This is a genomic window from Actinomyces oris, from assembly GCF_001937665.1.
GTDB lineage: Bacteria > Actinomycetota > Actinomycetes > Actinomycetales > Actinomycetaceae > Actinomyces > Actinomyces stomatis.
On sequence record NZ_MSKL01000017.1, the window covers coordinates 68,985 to 88,660 of the forward strand.

The 19,676-nt window shown below is 69.2% G+C and carries 13 protein-coding genes; 2 read left to right on the forward strand and 11 right to left on the reverse strand.

The window, feature by feature from the left end; genetic code table 11:
- Positions 1 to 103: 103 nt before the first annotated feature.
- Positions 104 to 1,372 (reverse strand): alpha-hydroxy acid oxidase, encoded by a 1,269-nt coding sequence (locus tag BKH28_RS07215; protein ID WP_075418157.1) that lies wholly within the window; start codon positions 1,370 to 1,372, stop codon positions 104 to 106.
- 553 nt (positions 1,373 to 1,925) lie between these two features.
- Between BKH28_RS07215 and BKH28_RS07220 the strand changes: the two genes are divergently transcribed.
- Positions 1,926 to 3,398, forward strand: a complete 1,473-nt coding sequence (locus BKH28_RS07220) for an OmpA family protein (protein ID WP_075418158.1) — start codon at positions 1,926 to 1,928, stop codon at positions 3,396 to 3,398.
- Positions 3,399 to 3,423: 25 nt separating this feature from the next.
- Here the strand turns inward: BKH28_RS07220 and BKH28_RS07225 are convergent, their stop codons facing one another.
- The 5 genes from BKH28_RS07225 to BKH28_RS07245 form a co-directional block, all read right to left on the reverse strand.
- On the reverse strand, positions 3,424 to 4,941 hold the full coding sequence (locus tag BKH28_RS07225; protein ID WP_075418159.1) for a mannitol dehydrogenase family protein: 1,518 nt from the start codon (positions 4,939 to 4,941) through the stop codon (positions 3,424 to 3,426).
- Between the two features lie 209 nt (positions 4,942 to 5,150).
- Positions 5,151 to 5,801, reverse strand: coding sequence for a LutC/YkgG family protein (locus BKH28_RS07230; RefSeq protein WP_075418160.1), 651 nt, complete (start codon positions 5,799 to 5,801; stop codon positions 5,151 to 5,153).
- Positions 5,801 to 7,534, reverse strand: a complete 1,734-nt coding sequence (locus tag BKH28_RS07235; protein WP_075418161.1) for a LutB/LldF family L-lactate oxidation iron-sulfur protein — start codon at positions 7,532 to 7,534, stop codon at positions 5,801 to 5,803. Before BKH28_RS07235 ends, BKH28_RS07230 begins: the two co-directional genes overlap by 1 nt.
- Positions 7,531 to 8,343: a (Fe-S)-binding protein gene (locus BKH28_RS07240; RefSeq protein WP_075418162.1), complete on the reverse strand. Its 813-nt coding sequence runs from the start codon at positions 8,341 to 8,343 to the stop codon at positions 7,531 to 7,533. Before BKH28_RS07240 ends, BKH28_RS07235 begins: the two co-directional genes overlap by 4 nt.
- Positions 8,344 to 8,815: 472 nt before the next feature.
- Entirely contained in the window at positions 8,816 to 9,496 is a 681-nt protein-coding gene (locus BKH28_RS07245; RefSeq protein ID WP_075418163.1) for a GAP family protein, read from the reverse strand.
- Between the two features lie 176 nt (positions 9,497 to 9,672).
- On the opposite strand from BKH28_RS07245, the gene BKH28_RS07250 reads away from it, so the two are divergent.
- Entirely contained in the window at positions 9,673 to 10,290 is a 618-nt protein-coding gene (locus BKH28_RS07250; protein WP_075418164.1) for a TetR/AcrR family transcriptional regulator, read from the forward strand.
- A gap of 803 nt (positions 10,291 to 11,093) precedes the next feature.
- On the opposite strand, the gene BKH28_RS07255 is transcribed toward BKH28_RS07250, so the two are convergent.
- From BKH28_RS07255 to BKH28_RS07275, 5 genes are all read right to left on the reverse strand, one after another.
- The gene (locus BKH28_RS07255) at positions 11,094 to 12,803 is read right to left on the reverse strand and encodes an L-lactate permease (RefSeq protein WP_075418165.1); all 1,710 of its coding nucleotides are present in this window, start codon (positions 12,801 to 12,803) and stop codon (positions 11,094 to 11,096) included.
- Positions 12,804 to 13,082: 279 nt separating this feature from the next.
- Entirely contained in the window at positions 13,083 to 15,131 is a 2,049-nt protein-coding gene (locus tag BKH28_RS07260) for a heavy metal translocating P-type ATPase (protein ID WP_081380079.1), read from the reverse strand.
- A 243-nt stretch (positions 15,132 to 15,374) separates the two neighbouring features.
- The gene (glpK, locus tag BKH28_RS07265; protein ID WP_075418166.1) at positions 15,375 to 16,910 is read right to left on the reverse strand and encodes a glycerol kinase GlpK; all 1,536 of its coding nucleotides are present in this window, start codon (positions 16,908 to 16,910) and stop codon (positions 15,375 to 15,377) included.
- Between the two features lie 91 nt (positions 16,911 to 17,001).
- Positions 17,002 to 17,742 (reverse strand): MIP/aquaporin family protein, encoded by a 741-nt coding sequence (locus BKH28_RS07270; RefSeq protein WP_075418167.1) that lies wholly within the window; start codon positions 17,740 to 17,742, stop codon positions 17,002 to 17,004.
- Positions 17,743 to 17,909: 167 nt separating this feature from the next.
- The coding region (locus BKH28_RS07275; protein WP_256695525.1) for a glycerol-3-phosphate dehydrogenase/oxidase at positions 17,910 to 19,676 on the reverse strand (1,767 nt) is incomplete at its 5' end.

Genomic DNA, 19,676 nt, shown 5'->3' on the forward strand with positions numbered 1-19,676 from the left:
TCGCTTCTCCGGGACCACCGGGTGCCGCACGCGGAGGGTGATGGCGCGGACTCCTCCGACGGGCGGAGAGGGCGGGGCCGGCAGGGCTGCGCGGACCGGGCCGTCAGCGAGTGAGGGCGTCGGCCGCGGCCTTGACCTGCGGGCGCACCGGGGTCAGGCGGGTCAGCTGGGTGACGTGGCGCGGCTCGAGCTCGTCCAGGCTGGAGACCCCCAGCAGCTTCATGGTGCGGATGACCTCGTCGGAGAGGATCTCGATCATGCGGTCCACGCCCTCGCGCCCGCCGGCCATGAGGCCGTAGAGGTAGGCGCGGCCCACGAGCCCGAACTTGGCCCCCAGGGCGACGGCGGCCACGACGTCGGCGCCGTTCATGATGCCGGTGTCGACCATGATCGTGGCGTCCTTGCCGACCTCCCGGACCACCTCGGGCAGGAGGCGGAAGGGGATGGGGGCGCGGTCGAGCTGGCGCCCGCCGTGGTTGGACAGCAGGACGCCGTCGACGCCCAGGTCGATGAGGCGCTTGGAGTCCTCCACCGTCTGCACGCCCTTGATGACGATCTTGCCGGGCCACATGGAGCGGATGACCTTGAGGTCCTCGTCGCTGATGGTGGGGTCCATGGCGTTGTCGAGCAGCTCGCCCACGGTGCCGCCGGTGGACTTCAGGGAGGCGAACTCCAGCTTGGGCGTGGTCAGGAAGTCGTACCACCACCACGGGCGAGGGATCGCGTTGAGGACGGTCCCGGCCGTGATCTGGGGCGGGATGGAGAAGCCGTTGCGCTTGTCGCGCAGGCGGGCCCCGGCCACGGGGGTGTCCACGGTGAACATGAGGGTGTCGAAGCCGGCGGCCGCTGCGCGCTCGACCAGCCCGTAGGAGATCTCGCGCTGGCGCATGACGTAGAGCTGGAACCAGTTGCGCCCGCGGGGGTTGGCGGCCTTGACGTCCTCAATGGAGGTGGTGCCCAGGGTGGACAGGGTGAAGGGGATCCCGGCGGCGCCTGCGGCCCCGGCCCCGGCGACCTCGCCCTCGGTCTGCATGAGGCGGGTGAAGCCGGTGGGCGCGATGCCGAAGGGCATGGCGGAACGGCCGCCCAGGATCTCGCAGGAGGTGTCGACGTCGACTGCCGGGCGAAGGATGTCGGGGTGGAACTCGATGTCGCGGAAGGCCTGGCGGGCGCGGCGCAGGGAGACCTCGCCCTCGGCGGCGCCGTCGGTGTAGTCGAAGGCCGCGGCCGGGGTGCGGCGCTTGGCGATCTTGCGCAGGTCCCAGGTGGTCAGTGCGGCGTCGAGGCGTCGACGCTTGGGGTTGAGCTCGGGCGTCTTGAAGTGGAGCAGCTCGAAGATCTCGCTCGGGTTGGGCAGCTGGCGCTTGACCATAGGAACCTCATCAGTGAGTCGGATTCTGGACGCTCCGCACGTCGCGGAGTGCTCGTGGGAGGCGACCGGCCCCCATGGCCATCCCTGAGGCCCACGAGCCACCTCATGCTATGGGACAAAGGTCACTGAAGCAAGGTTAGCCTAAGCAATCCTTGCGATAGTGGGAAATGGTCGTTGTGGCTAGGACGGTGGGGTTGGTCCACCGAAGCGCTGGAGTCCGCTCGTTGGCGGGGACATTCTGCACGGTCGGGTGCGTGCGGCTCCGGACGGAGGGTCTTGCACCCCAACGGCGCCGAATGTCCCCACCCGGCCGACGGGCTGGTTGGATCTCGGTAGAGTCGGATTGCGGACCGTTTATGTCCGGGTGGTGCCCGGGGAAGTGTAAGGAGGCGTTGTCATGCGTCGTCGTTTGTTTGTGTCGGCCTCGGTGCTGGCGGCCGTTGGTGTTCCGGTGGTGGCCGCCTGTTCGCGCTCGTCGAAGAAGGCTGCGGGAATTGCTTCCTCCGGGTCACCAACAGGAACGCAGTCGGGTTTCAAGGCCTTGGACGGTCGTGTGTCGGGTCATCGTCTGACGGTTGAGGTCTCGCCGTTGGTGCGGATCGACGACTCCACGACGGCCCTGTCCATGGTGCTCTCGCGTGCTGCTGATGACGCGGACGGTAGTGACTTCTCCTTCGGGACGGTCATGGGGTACATCAACTTCGCCGGAGACTGGCGCTATGGTGTGACCAGTACCCGGCTGATCGATACGGCCAAGGGGCGTGCGTGGACCTCCGTCTCCACGATGGGCAAGGAGCGGCTCGCCATCAAGCCCGGTCAGAGCGTTACCACCTATGTCGCCTTCGGTGCGGTCGACTCCGATTCCGTCACCGTCCTGGTTCCTCAGACCGGTTTCGTCACCGTTGATGTCATCAGTCGCGACGAGGTGTCCAGGACCGGTATTGACCTCAAGGCTATGGAGACGGCGGTCAAGGATGACAAGCGGGTCACCGAACAGGCTGCGGCCTCACCCATTGAGATCAACTCCCGCACGGTTGACGGTTCGTTGGGTGCCCGTACCGGGAGCAAGGACGTCACCATCGTGATGGCTTCTGATGTCACGTTTGCCTCGGACTCGGCGGATCTGGCTGCGGCGGCCGAGGCTCAGCTGCAGACCGTGGCGGGTCAGATCTCCCAGTATCCCGATGGTGGGACGCTGACTATCGTGGGGCATACTGACGACGTCCAGGATGACGCCTACAACCAGGCCCTCTCCGAGAAGCGTGCCAACGCGGTCAAGACCCGTCTGGGGCAGCTCGCCAGCCTGGACAAGTGGAACCCCTCCGTCGCTGGTAAGGGTGAGTCCGAGCCCCGTGTCTCCGGTACTACTGACGAGGCGCGGGCCGCCAACCGGCGCGTGGAGATCACCCTCACCCCCACGGGCGGTACTGGTGGCAGCACGAAGCGCGGCGGATTAGGGAACGGCGCTGGCGGTGCGACGCCGTCGGCCCAGGCCTCGTCTGGTGGTGCCTCCCTGCCTGAGGCCAAAGGGCCTGTCGGCAAGGGGGCGGAGGGTGTCACTGTCAAAAGATCTGATGGCAGTGGTCAGCTGACGATCAGCCTGGACCACGTCACCCGTGCCGGCGGCTACCTCCTGGGGGAGGTGAAGGTCGTGGCCGTTGATGGTGACACCTCGGCGTCGGACTGGTTCCACGACGTCGACTCCGGGGGTATCTTCTCCAACTCCCGCAACGAGGACTCGGCCTCAGTCCAGTACACCCTCTCCAGTGCGTGTGATGGTCTCGCGGTGGTCGCAGGGGATATGCAGGTTCTCCCGGCGGACTACGTGCCCGGCGGGAAGGACACGCACTGGCCACTGGCCGACTTCAATCTCGCGGAGAAGCTTCAGGCCGGTACCGCCATGACCGTTGCCGTCGTCTGGCCCGATCCCGGTGGCGATACCATCACCGTTGACCACCAGAGCATCAAGAAGGGCAACGGCTCCTACGCCTACCGACTCACCGACATCCCCGTCAAGGACAGCTGAACCGGAGCCTGCCAACGGGCCGGGGCTACGCCGCTCGGGTGCGGCCGGCCAGGTTGTGCAGTCGCGCCCGCGCGCCGTCGTGGCGCAGGGCCTCCAGCTCCTCGACGAAGGTGCGTCGGAAGCGGTCGTTGGTCGCCAGGCCTCCGAAGATCCCCTCGTGGGAGATGAAGGCGGTGCCGTGGCCGGCCCGCTGCGCGGCCGCCAGGTGCTGTAGCTCCTCGGCCAGGGGATCGTCGACGACGATCCTGCCACCGTTCTCGTCGAGACCCTCCGAGCCCAGTGCCCACGCGGCCACCATCGCCGTGCCCAGGCGGATCGGCCCACCGGCGGTCAGGTTGTCCCGCACCGTTCCCAGGACGAACCGCGGCAATCGGCTGGAGGAGTCCCGTGCCAGACTCAGGAGCGTGCGCGCGATCGCCTTGTTGGTCAAGCGCCTGAAGAGCGTGCTGATGTAGTCGTCCAGGTCGATCCCCGGCACCGAGCGCAGTGTCGCGCGCGCCTCCCGCTCAAGGTAGGCCCGCACCCAGGCGGCGACCATCGGGTCCGCGGCGGACTCGTGTGCGTACTCCATCCCCAGCAGGCGCCCCCAGTGGGCCAGGCCCTGGTGGGCTGCGTTGAGCAGGCGCACCTTCATGAGCTCGTAGGGGGAGATGTCGTCGACCATCTGCACTCCGACCTCCTCCCACGGGGGGCGCCCGGCGGGGAAGTCGTCCTCGATCACCCACTGGGTGAAGGGCTCGCAGACCACCGGCCAGACGTCCTCAACGTCGACTCCGCGCCGGAGGTCGGCAATATCGGCCCGTGTGGTGCGCGGGGTGACGCGGTCGACCACACAGCGGGGGAAGGCGACGCTCCCGTCGATCCAGTCGGCCAGCTCCGGGTCGCTCATCGCCGCCTGGGAGATGACCGCATTGCGCGCCACCGCCCCGTTGCCGGGCAGGCTGTCGCAGCTCATGATCGTGAACGGCGCGATCCCGTTCTCCCGACGCCGCCGCAGTGCCTCAACGATGTAGCCGAAGGCGGTCGTCGGCTCGCCCGGGTGCTCGGCGTCGTGGACGGCCCCGGGGGCGAAGGTGCGGAACTCGCCCGTGGTGTCATCGATGTTGTAGCCGTCCCAGGTGAGTGTCAACGAGACGATCCGGGTGGTCGGCGCGCTCAGGAGGGCCAGGACCTCCTCGGGGGCGTCGGAGGCGAGGCGGTAGTCGTGAATGGAACCGATGACCGCCGGATCGCACAGTCCACCGGGGTGCTTGCGGATGAGGGTGTAGAGGTGGTCCTGGCTCTCCAGCGCGTCGCGCATCCGTGCGTCCTCGGGCAGTAGTCCGACACCACAGATCCCCCACTCCAGGCAGGATCCTCCCGGAGTGGTGGGCTCAGCGCCGTCGTGGGGGCCGGCCCCGGCGCGCCTGCGCATGAGCCTGTCGAGATAGGCGGCCTCGTGGGCACGATGAAAGCCACCCACGCCGATGTGGACGATCCCGGTCGTCATGGCGGAGCGGTCGTAGTCGGGGGCCAGGGGCGACTCAGTCAGTGAGGTGGTCAAGAAGAGGTCCTTTCCGCGCTGCCACCAGTCAACCCCGCCTCCTTGGAAAACCGGTGTGCGCCCGCCCCGGAGTGAGCCTCACCGGGCCTGCCCGTCCTCGCCTCAGTTCGCTGAAGTCCTTGCGGGAGCGGAGAAAACGCAGAAGAACTCCGCGCCGCCCGGGCGGTGTGCCACCGGGCGACGCGGAGTGCGGGTGCGGTTGATGAACCTCAGTGGGCGATGACGACGCGCAGGTTGCGCGGGCCGTGCACGCCGTTGACGCGCACCAGCTCGATGTCGCTGGTGGCCGAACCGCCGGCGATCCACGTCATCGGACGCGTGGGGTGCTCGCCCAGGACATCGACGGCCTGCGGCACCGTCGGCATGATCGCCTCGCGCTCCAGGACCACGACGTGCTTATCCGGTACCAGCGAGATGGCCCGGCGGCCCTGGTCCGGCTCGCCGTCGAGGACGATCGTCCCCGAGATCGAGATGCCCACGCGCGAGCAGGTCAACACGGCGTCGATCTCATTGAGGTCGAGAGTGGCGATGGCCTCCTGGCGGGAGTCCTCCACCACGGTGCGGCCGTTGCGGGCCGCCGCCTCCTTGTAGGCCTCGGGCAGCCCGGTGGGGACGACGACGGAGCGCGCCTCACCGAGCAGCTCGTCAATGGCATCCAGGATCGCCGCGTCCTTGGGGGCGACGATGACCTCGGCCGAGTAGTCCTCGAGCTTCTCGATCATCTCGTCAACCACGGGCTTGGAGCCGGGGGGATTCTCCCCGGAGCGGATGTAGTTGCGCGGGATCGGCCCCACCGGGCGGGTCTGGGACCGCGAGATCGCGTCGCGAGCGCGGGCCAGGATCGCGGACTTCGCATCCATCACAGCTCCTCCTCGCTGGTCGAGCCGGCCGGGGCCTGGGTGGCGGGTGCCTCCGGGGCGATCGGCTCAGGGTTGATGATGGCCGAGCGTGCGTCCAGCGCGGCCGGGGCGGGCTCGCCGTCGGCGCTCGCGCTGCCGGACACCGGCTGACCGGGAGGCGGTGGCGGATCGGCCGGGAAGCCGTCTGCGTAGCCGCGGCCGGCCCGGGAGTCGGCGATCTGGCTCAGGGGGGTCTCGCCCTCGGGGTGGGTACGCCGCCACCACTGGCGGAAGGTCTCCGAGGGGGCCACCGGCAGGTCACGCGCCCCGGTCCACAGTGAGGCCGGGAAGGGCAGGGCGCCGATCTTGCCCTCCTTGCCGCCCAGAAGCGCCGAGGCCTTGACCGTCTGCGAGGCGGCCTCCCACAACGAGCTCTTCGACATCACCGGGGCCGAGACGTTCATGGCCACGTCCCACACGTCCGGCACCACGCGGCGCTTGACATCCACGGAGCGGGCCCGCAGGTGGACGAGGATCGTGGGGATGTCGATCTTGACCGGGCACACCTCGCCGCAGGCCCCGCACAGGGAGGAGGCGAAGGGCAGGGTGTGGACCGGGTCGTCGTCGGCCAGCCCCTGCGTGAGCTGGGGGGTGATGATCGAGCCGATCGGGCCGGGGTAGACCGAGCCGTAGGCGTGCCCGCCGGTGTGCTGGTAGACGGGGCAGATGTTCATGCACGACCCGCAGCGGATGCAGGCCAGGGCCTGGCGGCCCACCGGGTCGGCCAGGGTCTTGGTGCGCCCGTTGTCCATGAGCACCAGGTGGAACTCCTTGGGGCCGTCGCCCTCGGTGACACCGGTCCACATGGAGGTGTAGGGGTTCATGCGCTCACCGGTGGCCGAGCGCGGCAGGAGCTGGGAGAAGATCTCCACGTCCTGGAACCGGGGCACCAGCTTCTCGATCCCCATGAGGGTGATGAGCGTGTCCGGCAGGGTCAGGCACATGCGCCCGTTGCCCTCGGACTCGTAGATCGAGACCGTGCCGGTCTCGGCCACGCCCATGTTCGTGCCGGAGACGGCCACCGAGGCGTGCAGGAACTTGTTGCGCAGGTGCGAGCGGGCCGCGGCCGTGAGCTCCTGCGGGTCGTCGGAGAGATCCGCCGGGGCGTCGTCCATGCGGTCCAGGAAGATGCCGCGCACCTCGGAGCGGTTGCGGTGGATGGCGGGCACCACGATGTGCGAGGGCATGTCGTCGGCGAGCTGGACGATCATCTCGGCCAGGTCCGTCTCGTGGGCGGTGATGCCCCGGTCGGCCAGGTACTCGTTGAGGTTCGTCTCCTGGGTGGCCATCGACTTGACCTTGACGACGTCGTCGACGCCCTTGGAGGCGATGATGTCGGTGATGATCCGGTTGGCCTCGGCGGCGTCACGCGCCCAGTGCACGATCCCGCCGCGGGCGGTCACGTTGGCCTCGAACTGCTCCAGCAGCTCGGGCAGGCGCGAGGCGACCTCGAACTTGACGGCCTCCGCGGCGTTGCGCAGGTCCTCCCAGTCGGGCATCTCGGCCACGCGGTCGGCGCGCTTGGAGCGGATGGTGCGTGTGGCGTGACCCAGGTTGCGTCGCATCTGGGTGTTGGCCAGCGTCTTGTGCGCACCCTCGGGGAAGGTGTGTCCCCAGCGCAGCGTGTCCTCGGGCTGCTCGACCTCGGTGCGCCAGCCGCCCGTGTGGGGCATGCCCAGAAATACCTGTGTCATCGTGCCACCGCCTGTGTGTGCTGGACGTGCTTGGGAGCGAAGGAGATGTTGCCCTCGAAGGGCGCATCCTTGGTGGAGGCCAGGATCTCGGCCAGGTGCATGATGCGTACCCCGGAGTTGACGCGCGACAGGCCACCGCCGATGTGCATGAGGCAGGAGTAGTCGCCGGCGCACAGGACCTCGGCGCGCGTGGACATCACGTTGCTCATCTTGTCGGCGAGCATCGCGGTGGAGGTCTCGGAGTTCTTCATGGAGAAGGTGCCGCCGAACCCGCAGCAGACCTCGGCGTCGGGCAGGTCGATGAGGGTGAGGGCCTCGACGGCCTTGAGGAGGCGGTAGGGGCGGTCGGCGACCTTGGCGATGCGCAGCGAGTGGCAGGTGGGGTGGTAGGTGACCGTGTGGGGGAAGTAGGCGCCCACGTCCTCGGTGCCCAGCACGTCGATGAGCAGCTCGCTGAGGTCGTAGGTGTGCGCGGCGATCTGCTCGACCCGCTTGGCCAGGGCCGTGTCGCCCACGTGCTCGGCCACGAGCTCCTGCTCGTGGCGGGCCGCGCCGGTGCACGAGCCCGAGGGGATGACGATCGCGTCCCACTCGCCGTCGAGGACGGGGGAGAAGGTGTCCACGTGGTTGCGGGTGATCTTGGCGGCCTGCTTGAAGTAGCCGGTGTTGGCGTGCATCTGGCCGCAGCAGACCTGTCCCTCCGGGAAGCAGACCTGGTGGCCGAGCCGCTCCAGGATGGTGACGGTTGCCTGCGCTGCCTGCGGGAACATGGTGTCCGCAAGACAGGTGGCGAAAAGGGCGATTCGCAAGATATGCCTCCACGACGTCGTAGCTGAGACTGTCACGAGGACCGCCCGGACTTACCTGCGTTCGGAGCAGGACGTGATGCGGCCTCGGCTGCGTCTCAGGCTACGGCTCGGCGGTGGCACTCATCTGACGACGACGCTCTCCCGGTCGGTTGGTTCCGCTCTCCGAGGTGGTTTTCCCTTGAGGTGGCAAGGATCTGTGTGGGGTGAGGGTGGGCTGAGCAGGGGGTGTCCGCGGCGTGTGGGAGGTAAGTCCTAGACGCGGATTGCGTCATGCATCACTGCCCTTATCCGTGACCGGGCTTGGAGAGGTCCTGGCGGGAGCGCGACCACCGCCGTCGAGGACGTACTTTTGCTGCGAGAACGCACCTTCATGGCGAGGACTGCGTCTGCCGGCGGGATGCAGGTGCCGGGGCGCAGTCGTCGGTGGGAGAACGCAGTTCTCGGGTGAGAAGTAGGTCCCCGATTGGTGCAGCTAGCCCAACAGGCCCAGGGCGCCTGCGCTGCGCCCGGCGAGGTGGAGGCCGAGGATCGCTGCGATCCACAGGAGGGTGACCTTGGCCTCGTACTCCAGCCTGGGGGCGATTCTGGCCAGCTTGGGCAGAAAACGCTGCCCCAGCGTATCGGCCAGGACGAGCAGGGCGAGGGCGGGTGCGATCATGACCAGGCAGTACAGGATCAGGGTGACGATCCGTCCCGGCCAAGCCTCTGGTGAGGAGGCGATGATCCCGGTCGCCGCGATGTAGGGAACCATGGTGGCGGCTTCGGCAAGTGAGGCTCCCAGTCCTAGAACGATCATCGCCCCGGCCGAGGCGGGGGTGGGTCGACTTCCCAGAGAATCCGTTCCGGGCTCGGGCCTGGCCGGGTCGGGGCCGAGGATGCCGAAGCCCGCCAGCACCACGCCGATGACGAGGGTCGCCCACTGTGCCGTCTCAGTGCGGGCCAGGTGTGCCGCGGCGGAGCCGATGAGACCGAAGCCGGCCACCAGGGCGATCCCGAGGCCGAGGTACACCAGGCACACAGTGGTCAGGTAGATGGTCATCGGTCCGCGGTCCACGCGACGGCTGCGCACGACGAGAGCGATCGGGATGACCAGCGTGCCCAGGCTGGTGGAGTCCAGCAGGGCGAGTCCTGCGAGTGTGGCGGCGTGTTCCATGGGGTACCTCGCTCGTTGGCCGACTGTTGTCGTACGACCGTATGACGGTTCTCATACGATCGTATGAGGAATGGTCTGGCGAGGCAACTGCCGTAAAGTGCCAGGGGAGCCTGCGGTGGTGACGGTGGAAGGTGGCCGTGAAGGTGCTGAGGTGAAGAACGACGGAGGAGAGCGTTATGGACCAAGAGACGAACCGGCAATCGGGCCTCGCCTCCCCAATGTCGCCGGCCGCGAGCATGACCGCTGACGCCACCATTGCCATCATCGCCGAGGAGGGCTTCGACCGAGTCAGCGTGCGCAGTGTCGCGGCCCGGCTCGGAGTCGCCCCGGGCACAGTCCAGTACCGCTCGCCGAGCCGGCGAACTCTGCTGACCGACGCCCTCGTCCGCTCCGTCCAGCGCCAGGCCGGCCGTGTGGTCTCTCATGAGGTCGACCCCGCGCAGCCGGAGACCCTGGTGAGGGCTCTTGCCGAGCTTCTGCCGACCGGGGCCGTGCAGCGCGAAGACGCGGCTGCCTGGGTCGCCTTCGGTGCCGCCGCATCCACCAGGCCCTGGCTGGCCGATCCCTACTGGGAGGCGCTCCAGATCATGCGCACCTGGGTCGAGGGCATTCTGGCGGACGCTCGGAAGGCCGGTCGTATGCGCGTGGACCTGTCACCCGCCGAGGGGGCGCGCCTGGTGACCGCCATCGTCAACGGGCTGACCCTCGACCTGCTCAACGCCCCGCCAACGGAGTCTGACGAGGTGATCGGCCAGCTGCGCTCGGGGCTGGGCCTGATCCTGCGAGGCCTGTGAGACCCGCGCAACCTACGACGGTACCGTCGGCGACTGTGTGAGGTGCACTAGACCCAGAGGGAATGTGCAGCTGCGCGGCCCACAACTGCGGTAGGGCCGAGCTCAGGATGTCAGTGCCGGCTGGCATGATTATGGGCGCCTCCCTTCGGCTCCTTCCCCCGGAACACGTGCAGTGTCCTGGCCGGGGAGGAGAGGAGCTGGGAAGGAGGTGAGGGTCGTGTCCAAGCCGAAAGGCCGGAATACGAAAGTCCGCCGGGGCAAGGTAACGGCCCGGAAGGTGAGCGACGTCTTGACCGCTATCGCTCGCCTGATCCGGGCCGTCAGTGTCCTGGTGAATGCCCTGAGCAAGTGGTTCAGCTGAGGCTGACCGCCTGCTAGGGGAGTCGCCCGGCTAGCACCCGGGTGGCTCCCTACCATTATGACTGGCGCCGCTCCGCCCTGTCCACATGACGACGAGACTCTTCGGGAACGCCCGCGAAGGAGGCTCGGTGCCTCACGGAGAGCTGCCCGCGACGCCCGTGGACCGTGCCAGGCTCAGGCGAGGGACCAGGCCCCAAGCTTGAGCTGTCCGTGGCTGTTGCTGCCGCTGCCACCGACATCGAGGACGTACTTTCGCGGCGAGGACTGCGTCTGCCGGCAGGATGCTGGTGCCGGGGCGCAGTCGTCGGTGGGAGAACGCAGTTCTCGGGTGAGAAGTACGTCCCCGATCCGACGCCGGAGGCTGAGCACACGCACTGCGCCCCCGGAATCGCGAAGGATCCGGGGGCGCAGTGCGCAGTAGCGAGAGTCAGTGGCCGGCAGCCTCAGACGCCCAGCCCCACCTGGGAGGCCAGGAACACGAGAGCGCCCAGCACCAGCAGCAGCCCGATGGAGTAGGGCGCCGCCTTCTTGAGGATCTCGGCGTCCGTACCGGGGGCGTCGACCGCGGTCGAGGCGATGGCCAGGTTCTGCGGGGAGACGATCTTGCCCAGGCCGCCACCGATGGTGTTGGCGGCCAGCAGGATCTTCGGATCGAGCCCGGCCCCCTGGGCGGCGGTGGCCTGCAGGTTGGCGAACAGGGCGCCCGCGCTCGTCGCCGAGCCGGCCACGGCGGTTCCCACCCAGCCCAGAGCCGGGGAGAGGAAGGCGTAGGCGGCGCCCGTGGCGGCCAGGGCCGCACCGATCGCGGAGGTCTGGCCGGAGAAGTTCATGACGTAGGCCAGGGCCATGACGGCGGCGATCGTCAGGATCGCCATGCGCAGCGTGTAGCAGGTCTTGGCCAGCGTGGCGAAGCCCTTGCCCACGCTCATCTCGAACTTGCCCGGCACCGAGCGCGCCGAGTAGATGAAAGTGACGATGATGGCGGTCAGGAAGATCCAGGTGCCCGGGTTGGACAGGGTCTGGAACGTGTAGATAGCGCTCTTGGAGGCCTCGCCCTTGGCGGTCAGGAGCTGGCCGTACACGCCGGGCCACTTCACGGGCAGGTCAGTGGCCTTGAAGACCTTGTCGAGATTAACGCCCAGGGTCCACAGCTTGGTCGTGGCGATGATGACCACCACCAGGATGTAGGGCAGCAGGGCCAGGATGACGCGCTCGCGGTCGGGGGCGTCGTCGGCAGCCACCTGGGAGCGGTACTCGTCAGGGGTCTTCGGGGTCCACACCAGGAGGAAGACGTAGGAGGCGGCCAGCCCCAGCAGGGAGGCCAGCACGGCGGTGAGCTCATAGGAGATCGAGGGGGTGAAGAAGTGCCCCACCCCGGTGGCCAGCCCCGCCACGATCGCCAGCGGCCACAGCTGCTTGACGCCGCGTGCGCCGTCGAGGATGAACAGCAGGAGGAGCGGGATGAAGGCGCAGAACACCCAGGTCAGGTGCCCCATGGCGGTCGCGACCGTCACCGGTTCCTCGCCGCCGAGCTTGCCAGCCGTCGTGGTGGGAATGGCCATGGCGCCGAAGCCCACGTTGATGGCGTTACCGACCATGACGACGACGGCAGCCTTGAGCTTGGGCAGGCCCAGGGTCGCCACCATGGCGGCGGCGATCGCCACCGGGGCGCCGAAGCCGGCCAGCCCCTCCAGCAGACCACAGAAGGAGAAGGCCACGATGAGGGCCTGAGCGCGCATGTCGCCCTTGCCGATCACATTGAACACGGCCTTGAGGTCCATGGAGCGACCCGAGACGTCAGTGAGGTTGTAGAGCCACACGGCCGCGATGATGATGTAAATGATCGGGACGAATCCCAGGGCCATGCCCTGGGTGGCGCTCATGACCGTCATACCCACCGGCATGTGGAACAGAACGACCGCGGTGAAGGCCGCGATCACCAGGGAGATGATGGCGCACCAGTGAGTGGCCACCTTGAACACGCCCATGAGGACGAAGAACACCACCAGCGGCAGCAGGCCCACTGCGGCTGTGAGGTAGACGTTGCCCCCCACGGCGGTGGTCGACGGCGTGAAGGCGGCGGGCAGTCCCGCCAAGGCTGGGGCGAGCGGTGCCGGATGTATTGGCAGGGCTGACAGGACGGCTGGCGTCATGGCTACTCCACTGTGAGTACTGATGGGGTCGTCCAGGTCGCGAACGGGGCTGGGCTGGCAGCCGTGTTGTTACGTCCTGGGTACTAAGGCCCAATGATCATGCCACGGAGACGGTGACTTGTGCACCATATGAGGTGGCCGCGTGCCGTCTTGTCGCGGCCTTCCAGGTGAAAGTGGGGGTGCGGGGCGCGGTGCCCGAGGTGGCGCCGAGTGTGATGGCGTTCGGGAACCGCGTGCGTAAGGCGCCGGCGTCGTGGTGCGTACCGGTGGCCGGTCGGCTCAGCGCCTGCGGGTGCGCCGGGGCACCAGTCGGGCCGAGTTGAGGATGAAGGCGGACTCGGAGACGACGTGCACGAGGGCCGCGGCCACCGGCCCCAGCAGCCCCAGCCCGGCGGCGATCATGCCGACGACATCGACCACCACTGTGCCCACGAAGTTCACCATGATGATGCCCCGGGCCCGGCGGGCCACCCGCACGGTCTCGACCAGGTCGGCCGGTGCGGATCCCACGAGCACCACGTCCCCGGCCTCGCGGGCCACGTCCGTGCCGGTGCCCATGGCGATGCCGACGTCGGCGGCGCCCAGGGCGGGGGCGTCGTTGACGCCGTCACCCACCATGGCCACGCACTTGCCCGCCCGGCGCAGCGAGTCGATGACCTCCTCCTTGTCGGTGGGCAGCAGGTCGGCGCGCACCTGATCCTCGGTCAGGCCGAGCAGGCCGGCCACGTGGCGTGCGGAGGCGGCCGAGTCGCCGGTGAGCATGAGGACCTCCAGCCCCATGTCACCCAGGTCGCGCACGGCGGTGGCCGCCCCCTGACGCAGCCTGTCGGCCAGGGCGATGGTGCCCAGGAGCTGTTCGTCGGCGCGCACCTCCACCACCGAGGTGGCCGACGGGGCCTCCGGGTCGGACTCGGTGCTCAAGGCGATGGCCTCGTCGTCGCAGCGGGAGGTGTCCCGCTCCGGTCTGTTCTCCTGCCCGTGGCAGCGCCCCACGGTGATCCGGCGCCCTTCGATGCGGGTGCTCACGCCGGCTCCGGGGGAGTAGACGACGTCGCCCGGTACCGGCACCGTCAGGTCGCGCACGGCGGCCTCGGAGTAGATGGCTCGGCCGATGGGGTGCTCAGAGTTCCACTCCGCCGCAGCCGCCAGGGCCAGCACCTCGTCCTCCCCGGCGGCGGCCTCGGTGGGGCTGACGCTCACGACCCGCGGTGTGCCCACGGTGAGGGTCCCGGTCTTGTCCACCACCACCGTGTCCACCGCGGAGAGCTGTTCCAGATGGGTGCCGTCCTTGACGAAGGCCCCGCAGCGGGCGGCGCGGGCGATGGCCGCCAGAACCGCCAGGGGAGTGCCTGCGGCCACCCCGCAGGCCCCGGCCACGATGATGACCGAGATCGTGGCGCGCACGTCCCTGGTCATCAGGAAGGTGACGAGGGAGGCCACCAGCGCCAGGTAGACGATGCGGGCCGCCAGCTTGTCGGCCAGGCGCTGGACCGGTGCGCGCGACGACTGGGCGTGGCGCACCGCCGCCACGATCCGTCCGTAGGAGGACTCCTCCCCGACCCGCTCCACCTCGAGCTCCAGGGCGCCGCGGGTGATGGACCCGGCGGGGACCCGGTCGCCCGGCCCGACCTGCACGGGCAGCGCCTCCCCGGTGATCCGGGACTGGTCGACGTCGGCCCGACCGGTGCGCACGACACCGTCGACCGGCACCCGGCCCCCGGGGCTCAGGGCGATGACCTGCCCCGGGCGCACCTCATCCAGGGGGACATCGGTGGTCCCGGAGGACTCGGCGGACTCGGCCGACTCAGGGGTGGCCACCACCCGCGCGGTCTGCGGCAGGAAGGACATGAGATCGGTCAGGGCGTCGCGTCCCCGGTCCATGGACAGATCCTCGAGGACCTCGGCGCACAGCGCGAAGACGGTCACGGCCAGGGCGGTGATCCACTCACCGATGACGGCGGCCGCCACGATGGCCAGCAGCATCGACAGCTCCATACTCATGCGTCGCTCGCGCAGATCGCCGGCCGCCTCAACGAGGATCGGCCAGCAGCCCACCGCCAGCGCCACCGCCCCGACGGCGCCCACGGCCCAACCGGGCGTGCCGACCGCACTCGCGATCCAAGCGCCCAGGGCCGCAATCCCCACCACAACGATGCGCACGATGTCGGCCCACTCGATCCGGTCGAGGACCCGCTCGCCCGGGCGGGTGCCGGAGGATCCTCCGGCACCGGAGAGCTCGTCGGGCTCATCGACGGGCAGTGCCGGCGTCGAGGCCGACGGGGCCGAGACACGTGAGGACACGTGGGCGGTGGGTGGATGAGCCGTCATGCAGGGACTCCTCGCAAAGGGGGACGGGAAGGACTCCACGGAGCGGGCCGGAGAGCGCCACCCAGGAATCTACCGACCATTCAAGCGGCTCGACAGTGTATGAGAGGACTAGTGACGCAGAAGGGCGCCGTCGACAGGCCCGTGGGGAGGCGGGACCCGTCGGCGGCGCCCGGGATACTGGGCGCTCACCAGGCGGTTGCTGGCGCAGCCGCCTGAGTGCTGCTGGATGTCACTGCTGCTCGACTACTCGACCACGTCCTCGTCGACCCAGTCCAGGGTGCGCTGGACGGCCTTGTTCCAGTTGCGGAAGAGCCGCTCGCGCTCGGCCTCCTCCATGGCCGGCTCCCAGCGCTTGTCCTCGGCCCAGTTGTCGATGACGTCCTGGGTTCCTGACCAGAAGCCCACCGCGATGCCGGAGGCGTAGGCGGCCCCCAGCGCCGTGGTCTCGGCGACCTTCGGGCGCACCACGGGCACACCCACCTGGTCGGCCTGGAACTGCATGAGCAGCTCGTCACGGGTCATGCCGCCGTCGACCTTGAGCTCGGTGAGGGCGTGCCCTGAATCGGCGTTCATGGCCTCGAGGACCTCGCGGGTCTGGTAGGCGGTCGACTCCTCCACGGCCCGGGCGATGTGCGCCTTGTTGACGTAGCGGGTCAGACCCACCAGGGCGCCGCGGGCGTCGGGACGCCAGTGCGGGGCGAACAGCCCGGAGAAGGCCGGCACGAAGTAGGCCCCGCCGTTGTCCTCGACGCTGGAGGCCAGGGCCTCGATGTCCTTGGAGTCGGCGATGATGCCCAGGTTGTCGCGCAACCACTGCACCAGTGAGCCGGCCACGGCGATCGAGCCCTCCAGGGCGTAGACGGCCGGCTCGTCCCCGATCTGGTAGCACACGGTGGTCAGCAGCCCGTTCTCGCTGCGCACCGGGGTGGTGCCCGTGTTCATGAGCATGAAGCAGCCGGTGCCGTAGGTGTTCTTGGCCTGGCCCTTCTCGAAGCAGGCCTGCCCGAAGGTGGCCGCCTGCTGGTCGCCCAGGATGCCGCTGATGGGGGTGTCCACCAGCAGGCCGTTCTTGCGGCCGTAGCCGAAGACACCGGAGGAGGGGCGGATCTCGGGGAGCATGGACATGGGGATACCCATGTCCGCGCAGATCTCCGGGTTCCAGTCCAGGGTGTCGATGTTCATGAGCATCGTGCGCGAGGCGTTGGTGACATCGGTGGCGTGCACACCGCCGTTGACCCCGCCGGTGAGGTTCCACAGCGTCCAGGTGTCCATGGTGCCCATGAGGAGGTCGCCGGCCTCGGCGCGCTCGCGGGCGCCCTCGACGTTCTCCAGGATCCAGGCGACCTTGGGGCCGGCGAAGTAGGTGGCCAGTCCCAGGCCGACGCGGTCCTTGTACTTGTCCGGGCCGTCCTCGCCTGCCAGGCGGTCGCAGATCTTCTGGGTGCGGGTGTCCTGCCAGACGATGACGTTGTAGACGGGCTCGCCGGTGTTCTTGTCCCACACGACGGCGCTCTCGCGCTGGTTGGTGATGCCCACCGAGGCGATCTCGTGGCGGTTGATCTGCGCCTTGACCAGCACCCCGCCGACGACGGAGCGGATGTTGTCCCAGATCTCGTTCGCGTCGTGCTCGACCCAGCCGGCGCGCGGGAAGATCTGCTCGTGCTCCTTCTGGTCGACGGCAACGATCCCTCCGTCGTGGTTGAACAGGATGGCGCGTGAGGAGGTCGTACCCTGGTCGATGGCCAGGACGTACTTCTTCTCAGTGCTGTTGGGGCTCAAAGGAATGTCCTTTCACTGCGTTGTGAGGGGGGCGGTGGTGAGGGCTGCGCTCGGCAGCGATGATGTTGATGCGGTATGAGGTCGTGCGGGCTCAGAACAGCCCGGCGAAGTGGGGGACGATGAGTCCGGCGGTGACGGCGCCGATGATCGGGCCGACGACCGGGACCCAGGAGTAGGCCCAGTCCGAGTCGCCCTTGCCGGGGATCGGCAGGAGGGCGTGGGTGATGCGCGGGCCCAGGTCACGGGCCGGGTTGATGGCGTAGCCGGTGGGGCCGCCCAGGCTCATGCCGATGACGACGATGACCATGGCCACGGCCAGTGGGCCCAGGCCCGAGGGGGTCTTGCCCGAGGCGAGGATCCAGGCCAGCAGGACGAAGGTGCCCACGGCCTCGGTCACGACGTTCCAGCCGTAGGAGCGCACCGCCGGACCGGTGGCGAACACGGCGAGCTTGCTGGCGGCGTCGGCCTTCTGGTCGAACTGCTTCTTGTAGGACAGCCAGACGGTGGCGGCGCCCGCCATGGCGCCCACCATCTGGGCGGCGAAGTAGACGGGGATGGTGGTCGCCGTGGCTGGGATCCCCTCGGCCAGGTCCCGTCCGGCGACCGCCAGGCCGATGGTCACCGCCGGGTTGAGGTGCGCGCCGGTCTTGTAAGCGGCGTAGACACCCACGAAGACCGCCAGTCCCCACGCCATGGTGATGACGATCCAGCCGCTGTCCTTGGCCTTGGAGGTGGGCAGCAGGACACCGGCGACGACGCCGCAGCCCAGAAGAATGAGGAGAAACGTCCCCAGAGCCTCCGAGGCGAAGATCTGGGTCAGGGTCGCAGACATGTGCGGCTCTCTTTCTGCACGACGATGTGCGGGTCTATTCGGGACTGCGAGGTCCGGTTTGTTGGTGGAGGGTGGTCGCGGTGCCCGCCTCCGCCGGAATCTGCGGGCACCACGGGGATCCCGCTGGCCGAGCGGTACCGGGTGCGGTCCGCCCGGCCAGCAGGAGACTAGATCGGTTCGGTGATGTGTGCCACTGCGGCGGCGTCGGTCAGCTCGGCCTCGGCCGCGGTGATCTGGGCCACGCGCTGGGTGTAGGCCTCCTTCTGGGCGGCGACGTCATCCTCCGACCAGTTCAGCAGCGGTGCCATGATCTCCAGGATCTCGTCGGCGGCGGCCAGGCCCCGGTCGCGGCGCGAGAAGTCCAGGCGCACCCGGCGCAGCAGGACGTCGTCGAGGCACTCGGCGCCCTCGTGGGTGACGGCCCAGGCGACCTCAGCGCGCAGGTAGGTGGGGGCCTCCGCCAGCGGCTCGCCCAGGCGCTCCTCGGGGCCGGCGGCGTCGATGGCCTCCAGCAGGGCCGGGGTCTCGTCACCGTAGCGGTCCAGTAGGTGGGTGACCCGCTCCAGGGTCCAGCCGCGCTCGCCGGCGATCCGCCCGGCCCGCTTGGCCAGGGCGTGGTAGCCGGCCGCACCCACCAGGGGCAGCTCCTGCGTGGCGCAGGGATGAGCGTGGGACAGGGCCTCGCCCAGGGCATGGTCGACGGCGTCGGCGGCCATGACCCGGTAGGTGGTCAGCTTGCCGCCGGCGATGGCGGTCAGCCCCGGGGCGATCCGGGTGACCGTGTGCTCGCGGGAGACCTTCGTGGAGGCGGCCTCCGCGCCCGGCTTGAGCTTGGGCTGGAGCAGGGGGCGCAGGCCCGCGTAGACGCCGATGATGTCATCGCGGGTGATGGGCCGCGACAGCACGGAGTTGGCGTGCTCGAGGATGTAGTCGACGTCGGCGGCGGTGGCCACGGGCTTGGAGACGTCCAGGTCCCAGGGGGTGTCGGTGGTGCCGATGACCCAGTACTCGGGCCAGGGAATGATGAACAGGACGGACTTCTCGGTGCGCAGGAAGACTCCGGTCTCGGCGTCGATGGCCTCCTTGGGGACCACGATGTGGATGCCCTTGGAGGCCAGGACCTTCAGGCCGCCCGCGTCGGTGGCCAGGTCCTGGACGTCCTCGGTCCACACGCCGGCGGCGTTGATGGTGCGCTTGGCCCGGATCTCGTGGGAGGTGCCGGTGGCCAGGTCGGTGACGCGGGCGCCGTGGACGTGGCCGCGCTCGTCGGTGAGGAAACCGGTGACCTTGGTGCGGTTGGCGGCCAGTGCCCCCAGGCCGACGGCGGTGCGCACCAGGTCGATGACCAGGCGGGCGTCGTCGACCCGGGCGTCGAAGAAGCGGATGGAGCCGGCCAGGCCGCTGGTGTCCAGGGAGGGGGCGAGTGCGGAGGTGCCCTTGCGGCCCAGGTGACGCTGAATCGGCACGGTCTTGCGGCCGCGGGCGCCGGCCAGGGCGAGGGCGTCGTACATGCCCACGCCGACGGCGGAGTAGGAGCGCTCGTAGTGGTGCTTGAGCGGCCACAGGAAGGGCTGGGCCTTGACCAGGTGCGGCGCGGTGGTGCTCAGCAGGCGGCCGCGCTCGGTGAGGGCCTCGTGCACGAGGGCGAAGTTGAGTTGGTAGAGGTAGCGCAGGCCGCCGTGGACGAGCTTGGAGGACCACGAGGAGGTGCCCGAGGCCCAGTCGCCCATCTCCACGATGCCGGTGCGCAGGCCACGGGCCGCGGCGTCCAGGGCGATGCCTGCACCGGTGACGCCTCCGCCGACGACGAGCACGTCCAGGCCCTCGGCCGAGGCCATCTCCTCCAGTGCGTTCTCGCGCTGGGCGGCGTTGAGCGCGGTGTCCTGGATGGGGGCGGGGTAGGAGGGGGAGGCGGGGCCGGCCGGCCCCGAGCC

What these genes read in the sequence shown, in the direction of transcription:
- BKH28_RS07270 (WP_075418167.1), bottom strand. Translation starts at nt 17,742, where the DNA reads ATGTCTGCGACCCTGACCCAGATCTTCGCCTCGGAGGCTCTGGGGACG.
- BKH28_RS07250 (WP_075418164.1), top strand. Translation starts at nt 9,673, where the DNA reads ATGGACCAAGAGACGAACCGGCAATCGGGCCTCGCCTCCCCAATGTCG.
- BKH28_RS07260 (WP_081380079.1), bottom strand. Translation starts at nt 15,131, where the DNA reads ATGACGGCTCATCCACCCACCGCCCACGTGTCCTCACGTGTCTCGGCC.
- BKH28_RS07230 (WP_075418160.1), bottom strand. Translation starts at nt 5,801, where the DNA reads ATGGATGCGAAGTCCGCGATCCTGGCCCGCGCTCGCGACGCGATCTCG.
- BKH28_RS07245 (WP_075418163.1), bottom strand. Translation starts at nt 9,496, where the DNA reads ATGGAACACGCCGCCACACTCGCAGGACTCGCCCTGCTGGACTCCACC.
- BKH28_RS07215 (WP_075418157.1), bottom strand. Translation starts at nt 1,372, where the DNA reads ATGGTCAAGCGCCAGCTGCCCAACCCGAGCGAGATCTTCGAGCTGCTC.
- BKH28_RS07235 (WP_075418161.1), bottom strand. Translation starts at nt 7,534, where the DNA reads ATGACACAGGTATTTCTGGGCATGCCCCACACGGGCGGCTGGCGCACC.
- BKH28_RS07255 (WP_075418165.1), bottom strand. Translation starts at nt 12,803, where the DNA reads ATGACGCCAGCCGTCCTGTCAGCCCTGCCAATACATCCGGCACCGCTC.